This is a genomic window from Collinsella sp. AF11-11, from assembly GCF_003465485.1.
In the GTDB taxonomy this organism is placed as follows: Bacteria; Actinomycetota; Coriobacteriia; order Coriobacteriales; family Coriobacteriaceae; genus Collinsella.
In genome coordinates, this window is sequence record NZ_QSAS01000007.1 from 85,976 (window position 1) to 98,549 (window position 12,574).

Annotated in this window: 10 protein-coding genes, 1 tRNA gene and 1 pseudogene; all 12 read left to right on the forward strand. The window is 52.0% G+C overall.

Features of this window, described 5'->3' with window-relative positions; all coding sequences use genetic code 11:
- Positions 1 to 888: 888 nt before the first annotated feature.
- Entirely contained in the window at positions 889 to 1,971 is a 1,083-nt protein-coding gene (locus tag DWV58_RS06065; RefSeq protein WP_147345865.1) for a hypothetical protein, read from the forward strand.
- A 242-nt stretch (positions 1,972 to 2,213) separates the two neighbouring features.
- Positions 2,214 to 2,768 carry a DUF2971 domain-containing protein gene (locus DWV58_RS06070; RefSeq protein ID WP_117776521.1) on the forward strand — a complete coding sequence of 185 codons (555 nt, stop codon included), beginning with the start codon at positions 2,214 to 2,216 and terminating at the stop codon, positions 2,766 to 2,768.
- Between the two features lie 545 nt (positions 2,769 to 3,313).
- Positions 3,314 to 4,408, forward strand: a complete 1,095-nt coding sequence (locus DWV58_RS06075) for a hypothetical protein (RefSeq protein WP_117776522.1) — start codon at positions 3,314 to 3,316, stop codon at positions 4,406 to 4,408.
- A gap of 208 nt (positions 4,409 to 4,616) precedes the next feature.
- Positions 4,617 to 4,892 (forward strand): type II toxin-antitoxin system RelB/DinJ family antitoxin, encoded by a 276-nt coding sequence (locus DWV58_RS06080; RefSeq protein ID WP_117641040.1) that lies wholly within the window; start codon positions 4,617 to 4,619, stop codon positions 4,890 to 4,892.
- Positions 4,889 to 5,188 (forward strand): type II toxin-antitoxin system YafQ family toxin, encoded by a 300-nt coding sequence (locus DWV58_RS10155; protein ID WP_117641041.1) that lies wholly within the window; start codon positions 4,889 to 4,891, stop codon positions 5,186 to 5,188. The genes DWV58_RS06080 and DWV58_RS10155 overlap by 4 nt, the downstream gene beginning before the upstream one ends.
- An 89-nt stretch (positions 5,189 to 5,277) precedes the next feature.
- A complete protein-coding gene (locus tag DWV58_RS09815; protein WP_147345866.1) occupies positions 5,278 to 6,324 on the forward strand; it encodes a hypothetical protein in 1,047 nt (348 codons plus the stop codon).
- 253 nt (positions 6,325 to 6,577) lie between these two features.
- Positions 6,578 to 7,507, forward strand: coding sequence for an FRG domain-containing protein (locus DWV58_RS06095; RefSeq protein ID WP_117776524.1), 930 nt, complete (start codon positions 6,578 to 6,580; stop codon positions 7,505 to 7,507).
- Between the two features lie 199 nt (positions 7,508 to 7,706).
- Positions 7,707 to 9,002, forward strand: coding sequence for an ATP/GTP-binding protein (locus DWV58_RS06100; protein WP_117776525.1), 1,296 nt, complete (start codon positions 7,707 to 7,709; stop codon positions 9,000 to 9,002).
- The gene (locus tag DWV58_RS06105; protein ID WP_117776526.1) at positions 8,995 to 9,672 is read left to right on the forward strand and encodes an RloB family protein; all 678 of its coding nucleotides are present in this window, start codon (positions 8,995 to 8,997) and stop codon (positions 9,670 to 9,672) included. Before DWV58_RS06100 ends, DWV58_RS06105 begins: the two co-directional genes overlap by 8 nt.
- 292 nt (positions 9,673 to 9,964) lie before the next feature.
- A pseudogene (locus DWV58_RS09940) lies at positions 9,965 to 10,619 on the forward strand (DUF3825 domain-containing protein).
- Between the two features lie 138 nt (positions 10,620 to 10,757).
- Positions 10,758 to 10,832, forward strand: a tRNA-Val gene (locus DWV58_RS06120).
- Positions 10,833 to 11,211: 379 nt separating this feature from the next.
- Positions 11,212 to 12,369, forward strand: coding sequence for a hypothetical protein (locus tag DWV58_RS06125; RefSeq protein ID WP_117776528.1), 1,158 nt, complete (start codon positions 11,212 to 11,214; stop codon positions 12,367 to 12,369).
- Positions 12,370 to 12,574: the final 205 nt, after the last annotated feature.

Genomic DNA, 12,574 nt, shown 5'->3' on the forward strand with positions numbered 1-12,574 from the left:
CAAGAACTGCCTGCGTGACGATGTCTCGAACGGATTTGAGTTCTCAGATCACGCAAGGCTTGAGCTTTGCCTGGACTTCTTTGAGTCTATCCGCTCTTTCGTGGTCGAGCACCCAAAAAGAACGAACAAACACCCTAAGTACGAATTCGACGGCGGACGGATTTGTGCGGATGTCCGCACCAAGTCAATCATGGATGGCTTTCCTAAGGCGAAGCTCTATCGCCTATACATAGAGGGTATCGTAGAGACCGAAAGCGTTCGGGACAATGATGTCGTCCTGGCAACAAACTCGGAAGATTGGAACGAGGACGGAGGACTCCATTTCCAAGGGCTTAGCTTTGACATTGGGGGTATTCGAGATGTCGCCTAGCTCTACATTGATGCTCTTTACGAGCTCGATCGTTACGTATCGAGATTGAGGAAGAAGGACTTCGAGTGAGGCGTTCGCCGTAATCTTGTGGCAGCTCTCGTCGAGGTTTATCCAGTTTTTGATTTTCGCCCGATGAATTATCTTGTCGCTCACGCGGATTTGCCGATTCGGCAATTGGCGAGGGGCTATCAAGGCGTCGCTTTGGGCATTATTTATAGAATAAAGACGACAGCATGAATTTGAGGATGTTCGCGGGAGATGCGAGGAGATTTTGTAATTCTCTTCTATAGCCTTTGCATCAGATTTAACATCGGTTGGTTAATTATGATTCACGCAATCAGCGAAGTTGAATAGAGGTGTTTGTTGTTAAGAACTTCTTTGTCACTTGCGGAGTATGTGGATGCGTGCATCGTTTGCGCGTCCAGGCTGGATTTGTTAATGACTATCCGGTTAGATACTTGTGTCCGCAGTGCCGGAACCGAATCGACGGAGCGGTTCGCCTTGACCCGAGCTGCGCTTTGATTGATTTTAATCTCGACCCTGGCACGGTTGCCTCCATGGATGGAAATTTAGATTGCGCCCGAGTTATGGTGGAGTTATCTGGTGAGCTTCCGTCATATAAAATATCAGTAGAACATTGTGCCTGCATGACAAGCCCCTTTATCAGAGCCTCTGGGCTGATTCCGTTTGATGAACTCAGCGAGCACGTGAGCGATATGGTTTATTGTCTTCATTATTACCGCGAAGACTGGCCTGCCCTGAGGACCGCTTTTCAACTGTACTGCGATGGGCATGACGATTATGCGGATAAGGTTCTTTCGGAATTCGAACGCAAACTGCTCGACGAGGACAATCGACACTATCCCTTGCTGAGCCGAATCGCGAGAATGTCTTGGCTCGGTTTCCCCATGATTGCAGGAAGTGACGCGTATGAGCGCGCTGTTGAATGTGAAAAACTCGTTTCTGGTCTAGAGGCAGGGGCGCTTTCCGGCCTAGCAGGTTACTATCTCAAAACCGATATGAGTGCCAAGTCGCTGCTTGCTGAAATCAACGAAGTTCTGGATTCCGTAGCCGAATCTTATCCGGTTCTCCTCAACGGTTTTACTTTTCTTGTGGCGGGAGACGCCTATGACTTGGAAAAGTACGGTACGTTCTGCTGCACTCCTAGTGATATTGAGAAGCTTTATTGTCGGGAATATGAGCTTATTGGCAGCCTGCTTGTTCTGTTTATCGGGCTCGACAACATCGAATGTAACGGGGCGTTCGATGTCATGCCCAAAGGCGTAGACCTAGGTGCAAAGTCGTTCGACAAACTTTCTACAGCCCCTAAGGCAAAGCGATTCAACGCTGTCGGTACGGGCCCATTTACTGGCCTTATCAAGCAGTGTTGGAATCCGGTTCTGCGCAATGCATTTAGTCATAATCGGACAGATTTCGATTGCGCGACTCAAGTCATTCGCACTTTGCGTGAGGATGGGACCAACGATTCTCAAGGCAACACCTATTTGCTTGAAATGGTTCGCGATTGCATTTTGATGGCTCGGGAAATTATGGTAATTCGTAGTGTCATATTCCATTTCATTGGAAGAGGGCTGTGGTGACGATTGGGCTTAACGCTGATGTGTATGCACGGCGTAAATCGTGGTGCATATGTGCGTCAATCATCGTGCTAGGGGTGTGAAAGCGATATGCCATCGACGTCATCTCTGGCCATCTCCGTGTTTGCGCTCGCAAGGCAAGAATTAAGGTTTACTGCCTTAATTGGCATTGGCGCGTCGACGATCGCGTCTATAAATTTTTATGAACTGCGATATGGACTCATTGTTATAGCTAGGAGCCAAACATGGAAACACCCGCCGTTCTCTATCATTATGTAAGCCTAGATACGCTGGCCTTGATTCTGCATAATCGGACTATCAGGTTCAGCCGGTTAGATAAGGTTGATGACCCACAAGAACAGCATTCAGCAGACTCTCAAAATCTTGGAAAAATGAAGCTCGTCAGTTGTTGGACCTCTTCTGATGAGGAGAGCATCCCCATGTGGCGCGAGTATGCTGGAGCTGAATGTGGCGTAAGAATCCAGATGAAGAGTCATCCGTTTAGGCGGTACTCTGTGTCTACTGAGAGCCTCAATAAGTTATCAAGTGAAGCAGTTCTGAATGCCCTTGGTGGTTCATTTGATGGCCTTCATCTGCCTCTCGAGGAGTTTTGGGATAAAGACTATTTCTTTTTTGAAACCGCCCGTAATATCAACATGCTTCACAAGGTCGAATATACAAATGACGAGTCCCTTTTATTTCCAAAAGTGATTAGCACTTTTGGAAATGGTGGGGTTGAAGCTAAAATACTTGCCCTTGGAGTTCACAAAGCCGCTGCGTGGTCATATCAACAAGAGTGACGTTATATCTTGTCAGCCGTTCCAATAGGTATCGCTAGTGTAAGCAATGTCCGAATAGATCGGGTTCAGAGAGCGAATGACATCATACTTGATAAGTGCAATCCTGGAATCCCGCCCTATTACGATCTCGTTATCTCTGATGAAGCTTTTTCGTCAATGAAGATCGTTTCTTCTCCAAAGATGACAAATGGCAACCGCGTAATTCTGGACGCGCTGGTAGAGAAATACGCACCAGGCATTGAGGTCGCAGAGAGCTCGATTGAGCTGGCATAGGTAGGTTCCCACCCTGACAGCTCCTCTCGAACCCTATCCATAGCTTCATGAAGCGCTTATAGGTTAAGGGCGTTCTCATAGTGGCCTCTAGGCGCCCGAGCCGGACGCTATCTCTACTTTCACCGATTGGCAAAACGATTTACACCTAATTATTGGCGCTGCTCAGGGACATTTTCTTTGTTTACGGCTTGATCTCGCTAAACTAATAACTGCTGCTACCAGGGCATTTTCTGGTGCACATTCTATTGGCTCCTGCGAAGATCGGAGCGGGTATGTTTGCTGCCGAGTCCTACACCAGCCGTCATTACATTGCGATTGTTGCCATGGCCTGCCTATGCGTTTTGCTGGGCGGGCCTTCTTATGCCGCGGGCGCGGAGAGCCTCATCATCGCGGGCGCGACGTACTGCGAGCCGGGCGCGTCGGGCCCCGGCTGGGCCTGGACCGATGCCGACCACCTGGAGCTTGACGGCTACGCGGGTGGGGCCATCGGCGCCGAGGGCGACCTGGTGCTGACGCTTGCCGGGCAAAACTCCGTGACGGAGTCGCATGCGCCCGATGCGGACATCACGCTGTGCGGTATGGAGGTGTGGGGCAACCTGACGCTTCGCGGCACCGGGACCCTGACGGCGACGGGCTCGCAGTGCGGGATCCACGTGTCGCAGGCGCTCGTGGTGGACGGCTGCACCGTCGATGTCCGGGCGGACGGGGCCGATATTACGGACGAGGCGTTCGCCGGCGTGATCGCAGGCGACATGGCCGTGCGCGGCGGCGGGCGCATCGTTGCCGCGGGCGCCGGGTCCGGAGCGGGCGTGCGCGCCTACGGCGTGTATCTGCAGGATGCGGGCCTTGGCGCTGGCGCGGCCGGCTGTCGGCTTTCCGTCGATGCCTCGTGGCTCGATGCGACCGGTGCCGACGGCGGTGTTGCGTGCACGGGCGGGTCGCTTGTGTCTGCGCGGTTCGTGGCGCCTGCGGGAGGGGCCTTCGGTGCCGGCGGCGTGGCGAATGCTTCCGGCGACATGGCGCCGCATGTGGTGATTGAACCCAAGGGCGCCACGGCGCCGGCGGGGGAGACCGGTGGGGGCGAGGTGACTGGCGATAGCGCGGAAAAGTCACCCACCGATGCTAGCCCCGCAGCCGGAGAGCCCACCACAGGCCCCACGGCAAATCCCTCTCTGAAACACGCGGCCACGCCAACCAAGACAACAAAGACAGTAACCAAGACCACGGTCGCCAAGACAACCAAGCCCAAGGCTGCCACCGCGACAACTGCGGCACTCCCCAAGACCGGCGACTGCAACTGGATCGCTGCATCTTTATCGTTATTCCTGCTGGGGTTGGTGCTTTTTGGTGCCACATATCGCTGCTGAGACTGCGCGACGCACCTAGCTGCAATACAAGACCTCTGTTGAAGCTTTAAGGGCAACATTTCCGGATAGGGAGCGTTGCCTTTTTCGTGCATGCAATGTATGACGTGCCATACCACTTAAATGACTATGTAATTACTTGCAATAACATAATCAACTATTGTATGTGCGTTATACTAAGGGTACACTCACGCGATTGGAAGGTCTAAAAATGGCAAGCTCAACATTAACCATCAGGGTTGACGACGACCTCAAACGCGAGGCGGCGGAAGTTGCTGATTACTATGGACTTGATTTGTCGTCCGTGACTCGCGCTTTCTTCAAGCAAATGGTCAACACCCATCGCATCCCGTTGACTTTTGCCCCTGAGGAGCCCAGTGCCGAAAGCCTTGAGGCCATTCGCGAGGGGGACGCTTTTCTTGCATCTGGCAAAAAAGGACGCTTTGACAATGGCGCCGATCTGATCGCTGCGGCGATGGCACAATGAGCACGTTAACCGCAGAGTTCTCTGCAGCCTTCTCCCGAGATTTAAAGAAAAAAGCAAAGCGCCGTAAATGGGATTTATCTGAGCTTCAAAAGCTAATTGACCTGGTGCTACAGAATACACCTGAGTCAATGGACATATTAAAGCGACGTCATAATATGCACCGGCTAAGCGGCAACTGGGCAGGGCGAAACGAATGTCACGTAGCAAACTCTGGCGACTGGCTTGTCATATGGTCATCAAACGAAGAGGTAGCTTTCTTTGAACGCACTGGCAGCCATGATGAGCTGTTCCGATAATCCCCTCAATATCGAAACCACCAAAACCATTCGGATTTCAACCTAATGGCATCCAATTTGTTCAATCTTGTTGGATATGTAGCTGCACAATGACGATTACCTGCCTATGCGTTTTGCTGGGCGGGCCTTCTTATGCAGCGGGCGCGGAGAGCCTCATCATCGCGGGCGCGACGTACTACGAGCCGGGCGTGTCGGGCCCCGGCTGGGCCTGGACCGATGCCGACCACCTGGAACTTAACGACTACGCGGGCGAGGCCATCGGCGCCGAGGGCGACCTGGTGCTGACGCTTGCCGGGCAAAACTCCGTGACGGAGTCGCATGCGCCCGATGCGGACATCACGCTGTGCGGCATGGAGGTGTGGGGCAACCTGACGCTTCGCGGCACCGGGACACTGAAGGCGACGGGCTCGCAGTGCGGGATCCACGTTTCGCAGGCGTTCGCGGTGGACGGCTGCACCGTCGATGTCCGTGCGGACGGGGCCGATATCACGGACGAGGCGGTCGCCGGCGTGATCGCTGGCGACATGGCCGTGCGCGCCGGCGGGCGCGTCGTTGCCGCGGGCGCAGGGACCGGAGCGGGCGTGCGCGCTTACGGTGTGTATCTGCAGGACGCGGGCCTTGGCGATGGTGCGGCCGGCTGTCGGCTTTCCGTCGACGCCTCGTGGCTTGATGCGACCGGCGCCGACGGCGGCGTTGCGTGCTTGAGCGGGTCGCTTGTGTCTGCGCGGTTTGTAGCACCTGTTGGTGGGGCTTTTGGTGCTAGCGGCGTGTTGGATGCCTCCGGTGCGATGGCACCGCATGTGGTGGTTGTGCCCGATGTCGCCACGCCTCCGGCGGGGGAGACGGACAGGGGCGAGGTGCCAGGTGGCGGGGCTAGTGAAACTGCTGGTGGTGCCGGTCCTGCTGCAGGGCAGCCCGGTGCTAGTTCGCCGACCGATCCCGCGGTGAAGCCTGCGGCCACGTCGCCCAAAACAAACATAACGACCAAGACGACGGTGACCGCGTCCTCCAAACCAAAAACCGCCGCTGCGACTGCAGTGACACTCCCCAAGACTGCCGACAACAGCTGGATCGCCGCTTCCTTAACGCTTTTCATTCTGGGAACAGCGCTCCTTGCTGCCGCATATCGCTGCTAAGGCCTCGTTTAAGTGAGACCAGGGGAGAAGTGAATGCAGCCATTGCAGAAGTCTTTAGCCTTCTACTAAATCAATTTATTAGAGATTGGTGCCGTATCAGCTATCGCTGCGACGGCACTATTTTATTCAGCTCAACTGCCTCTCGATCTATTACCGATGTTGAACCTTACACCCCATCTGCCAGAGCGATAAGATAATTGCAATTCAAATACTGCCGTTTATAAAGCTTCTTGTTCCGCTAAAGGATTGATATATGTCTAATGAAGCTAAAGTTGAGGTTGAAGATGTAGCCTCGTATATCAAATACATCAAAGGTCTTTCACCAACAATAAATGGTGACGCCAGAACAATTGAGTCTACATTTGTGTTTCGTGGACAAGGATCCACTAAGTTTGATCTTGTTCCGTCAATCGGAAGAGACAGTCTTTGGCGTAAACCGGGAAGTGACGCCATTTCTCCTACCATAGGCACCCTTAAGCACGAGGCGGATATTATTGAAACTGCGTGCCGCATATTGCCAAATGTTTTTAATCGAGATTTGCTTCCAATTGATCTTTTAGCCTGTCTCCAGCACTACGGAGTCCCCACCAGACTATTAGATGTCACTTCAAATGCACTTGCAGCCCTCTATTTCGCCTGCGGAAATCTGGATGACGTGGGCGAAGTATTTATCTTTAGGCGACCGGGAGGGGATAAGCAGGAATATCCCATCTGTCAGGCAATCGCGGACTCGTGGCATCTGTTTATGAACTCTAAAGTGTTATCAGACTTTGCTTCACTTGCAATATCTAGACCATACTTTGACTATCAACGTGATCTAGTGCTTTCAAATTGCCCTGAACCAACCGATCAGGCAAAATGGTTTAAGGAGTGCTGCGAAGACACGTTATTTGTCTACGGAACTAGATATCTTGATAGACAGGCCGCTCAGTCGGGGCAATATATCCTTTTCCCAAATGACATTCGTGGTGAAGATCCTTATTTTTCGTTTGAGGAATTCATAAGTCCACTACCCAAAGACAGCCCCGTAATAACCGGTCGTTGCATAGTGCCATCTGATAGGAAAGCATCAATACTGAACGAGTTGAGTAAACTTGGCATTACCGAAGCTTCGCTCTTTCCCGACAGCATTGAGAAGAGATGCGCCGGCATAGTGAGTGAGATTAAGAGACACTGTCACTGAAGATTGCTCTTAATATCAGTGTAGAGAATTATGCTTCAGGCATTATGTCATACGTACTTATAAGGTTCATTGTCTAATATCTCAATTTAAAACCGATATTTGTTCAAAGCTAACAAATATCGGTTTTAAAACTATATAATTGTTTTTGTTATTTAAGGATGTCTGTGAATAATCGATTTATTTGAGAAGGATTCTAAAGATGATCCTCAATTTTTCATTTAAGAACTTTCAGAGCTTTCGAGATACTCAGCAGTTCTCGTTTGAACCGATTTCGAGCAAAAAGGAACTTGGACCCGTGCGAGTGGCTGCGGTTTACGGTGCAAACGCGTCAGGCAAATCAAATTTCTTAGACGCCCTAGACTTTGTCTCTTATTTTATTCGCAACGGTTACGCAACAGGTGATTCGAAATCTCATATACCTGTCATTCCTTTTTTACTTGACTCAGAGTCTCGATCAAGTGATACCGAGTTCTCGATTGAATTTACCGCCAGCAATTTGAAGTATGAGTTTTCATTTGGTGTAAACAAAAATGAGGTTACTTATGAGAACCTCACCGTATACCGGTCAAAACAGCCGTCCCTCCTCTATGACCGCACTTCGGTTAACGGGAAACAGTCGATTAAATTTGGCAGCTCCTTTACGGGCGCTAAAAAACAGCTTTGGGATATCACACGTAAAAACTCTTTGTTCTTATCTGTTGTTGCGGCGGCAGGCAATAATGTGATTCAGCCGGCATTCGCCGCTCTCGCCAACGATGTCTATCTCTACGACGCAACGCATTATCTAGCAGAACTTGCAACCATTAAAAAACTGTTTATCAACGATGACCCGCGAGCCCAAATGTTATCTCAGCTCATTAAATATGCTGACATCGGAATTGATGGCATGGACGTTCGTCAAGCTGAAGGCGTCCCTAGTTTAAAAGATTCACTCATCGGACCCGATGATATTCCAAAAGAGCCGCGCAATAAAAAAGCAGAAGACTTTAAATGGTCGTTCGCTTATGATCTGTTCTTCCACCATAAAGGCTCGGGAGATGGCTTTTGGCTGGACTCCGCCCATGAATCGGAGGGCACAAAAGCTGCGCTCGCGTTTTTCTCGGTAGCCTTACGCTCTTTAAGCAGTGGGGCCACAACAGTAATTGACGAGCTTGATTCGAGTCTTCATCCTACGCTCCTGCGCGACTTCGTCTCACTGTTCGCCGATCCCGACACAAATCCAAAGGGCGCGCAGCTAATCTTCTCAACCCATGATGTCACCTTGATGACGCGAACCAGCCCTATGGAAGAGGTACTCGAACGTGACCAAGTCTGGTTTGTGGAAAAGGACTCTGAAGGTGCTTCGCAATTAATTGCTGCGATGGAGTATTCCCCTCGTGCAAATGAGAATCTGGGGCGCAATTACTTAAACGGTGTCTATGTGCCGCTGCCCAACCCAAGTTTTCATCAACTTGTGGCCCAACTCATGAAGGAAGGCGCTGACATAAATGGCTAAGGCGGAAAGGAGAGGACTTGCTCGTGGCCGCAAAAAGCAAACAAGAGCCAAAAGAAAGCGCCACCTAATTGTGTCCAATGGCAAGGTGACCGAAACCGAATACTTTAACTTCCTTATTACTGAAATGGACGTTCGCGGAAGCGTGCGGTATCGGCATATTGACGGAGACCCTTTGAAGGTCGCCAAGCAGCTTTCGCGAGAGCTCGATTCAGATAAAAAGGCCGTTAAAGCGGGCGAAATCGAAGCATTGAGTTCCGCATGGATCGTGGTCGATTCAGATGAGTTCAGAAATCTAGCCGCAGCAGAACGAGAAGCAAAGACAAAAGGAGTTAGGCTCGCGATCTCCAATCCATGCTTTGAAGTATGGCTAATCGATCATGTCTCACCATGCCCGGAAACTTTTGCATCGACGCCACAATGTGAGAAAAGAGCGCGCGACCTTGGCGTTCTAAAATCTACTGACCCCAACAGGTCCTCCGCGTCAAAGTTCAAGTCGGTAAATCTCGAAATGATTGATGGTAACAAGGGCCTGGCTTTGACCAATGCCGCAAAGCACAATACGGACGATAAACGTCGTGCAAGAGAAATGAATCCGGACAACGTTGCCGCCTATCAAGTATGGACAGACTTGCCTGATCTTGTAGATGACGTATTTGGGTCGGGTAACTAGTGTGATTCATCCAGCGTTAGGGGCAGGCTTTTAACTCAAAAATTCGTAAACGAGGTAGCAATGCTATGGAGCTATGTTCAGCTAGAAGACGGCACTGGACGCGCTGTCTGACAGCCCCGAGCCCAAAGACAACCAGTACTTTGCATGGATCCAGGACCTTGTTTCCGGAAACCGCACGCGAGAAGAACTCGCCGACGAGCTGCGCCGCGGTTGCGTTGTGGGCATGGGCGATCCGTCGCACGTATAAAATCAAAGCATCCGCACGCCTGCCATTATCTTGATTGGACGCCACATGGAACTCCCTAGCATCCTGTGCAGCAATGTGTGCGACTTCGAATTTTGCCCCGAGCCCTGCTACGACCGCCTGGTCGACCTCGCCGACCCCGAGGACTGGGGTCCCGGCAACCGCATCCTCAAAAACTACCTGTCGTTCTCGTTTAGCCGCGCGGTGTTCCTAACCGAGCGCGACGTGGACCAGACCGCGCCGTCCAACCTGCCTTTGGTGTTCGACGACGACCGCTGCCTGTTTAACACCGGCCTGTACACGCGCCGCTACGAGACCATCTATGGCTTTTTTGAGCCCAACACCAAGCCCGACGCGCGCCAACGCTGGTTTTTGAAGGGCTTCTTTAAGGAAAGCGACCCCATGCTGGTCTCGTTTGAGTACCTGCCGTGCCGCGTGCGCTTTGCCGAGGACCCCTCCGAGCTGGTCTTTGACTATCGCCTGCCTATCCGTTCCAACATCGACCACATTCTGGGTGATGAGGAGAACCTGACGCGCATCCCCGCCAGCCTGATGGGGGAGGGCAATTCGCTGCTGCTGCGCCGCGCCTTTGAGGGCACCGTCGTCGAGGCCGCACGCCGCGCGTACCTGTCTCACGCTCGACATGGCTTACAACAACGCGCGACTTATCTGCCGTCCCGAAACCTCGTGGATTAAACGATAAAGGGTGGTTAAGCTGCGGTTTTGTTGGTTGACTGGGTTGAAACAGTGCGATTTGCTCTCACGAATTTACAATCGAGGGCAAAAAGTTCTTGGTAAACCACGCGCGGCTATGATAGTATCTCTTTTGCCGAAAGGCGACGGGCGATTGGCTCAGGGGTAGAGCATATCCTTCACACGGATGGGGTCACAAGTTCGAATCTTGTATCGCCCACCATCTAAAGAACAGGTCAGAGGTGTTAAGTCTCTGGCCTTTTTCTTTTTGACACCAAGCTTGACACCAAACTCGAATCGAAAAATTTAAACGCGTTTCTAGCTGATCTCACATGTGCTGACGTCATCGCGCGTTTTGCATAAAGCTCATGCGATCTTTCATTGAATTTGCCATGGGATTCACGCACAAATGTGGAGATAGGGACCACGACCCCAGAACGCCTGCCAGCAGATTTGTGCCACGCGGCGATCTTTAGACGAAATGCGTCGAGCTATTTGTCGGCATTTGGTCAGCTTCCGGTACTTACCGGCATGATGCCGCCATTGATAATCGATCTACCTGCAAACATAACGGCACGCAGCCAAAGCTAGGGGAGGCCCATATGGACGAGATCATTTGTGCAAACACCGCGTTCCGCTACTGGCGCTGCCCACCGCAGGTCCGCGACCTCTACCCAAGACTGCCAAGCCCAGAAGACGGCTGGCGAGCTCTAGCCCAAGCCCCTTTCGTAACCGATATCCTCAAGACCCCGATTATTACCACCACAGTGCCCGGTGGCGTTAACTACCATTCGGGATTACGGACAACAATCCACTGTGATGATGCTTCGGGAGTGGATAGCACGCTGGAAACCGCGATGAGCTTTAGGGTTACCAATCCTCTTGCGACGCTATTTACCATGGCGCGCTTTGTGTCTCCAACCGATCTTGTCCTTGCCATGTACGAATTTTGCGGATGGTTCTCAGTCTTTGAGCCCACCGCAGCAGCAGAGGCGGAACTAGACAAAACCAATGACGCTGCCGAGAATGCAACCACCGAATCCCTCTTTGACCTCGATGAAAGCCAAGACGAACCACAATGGAAACGCGTTTATGCGCGCATAAATGCCAAAGAACAGGTAAATACGAAGGGGCCCAACGGGCAAAAGAAAACGAAGGAGGTCACAAGGCTAAAGGGCACTTCGCTCTGGATGAGGAAGCCGCTCATCGAATTACACGAGCTTCATGAGTACGCCAGTAAGATGAAAAGACGAAAGTGGGGTACGAAGTTTTACAACGCCGCGCAGCTGGTGACAGGTATAGCAGCTTCTCCGCTTGAAGTTGCAGGAATTTTATTGCTGTCGCTTCCTCGCTCTCGCGGCGGTGCCGGCTTTCGAAGCGTTTACGTTAACGACCTTACACCGCTTACCGCATCGGCGCAGAGCATTGCGGGGCAAAGAGTCTGCTACGGGGATATCGTGATCGTAAATCCAACCATAATGAAAGCAGGCATCGTGGAGATTCAGGGGGAGGTCATCCACGGATCAGGCGCTGTGCTGGCCCACGATGCCAAACGCATGACAGCGCTGCAAAGTATGGGGTATGACGTCTTCCTGGTTACGCACGACATGCTTAACGATGCCGAGCAGCTTGATGCGATCGTGAGAAGTCTTTGCTCACGCTTGGAATTACGCTATAGGTGCAAAACTAAGGCGCAAAAGACAACGGAAATGGAGCTACGAGCCAACGTACTGTGCAACTGGCTGGAAATCGGTCGTTAGACGGATGCCCTGCTCACTTCCGGACGCCCTCGGTCGGCTGCCTGCGATGCCGCCGCCACGAAACCGGCCCATCTACTACGTTTAACCCCGACCCCTCGACCATACCCCGTATTTCGCGAAAACCGCAGGCCGTCTACCTGCGGTTTTATTTCTGCCCGAGACGCCATGGTCGGGGGATGTCGCCCAAACGTAGTAGATGGGCCGG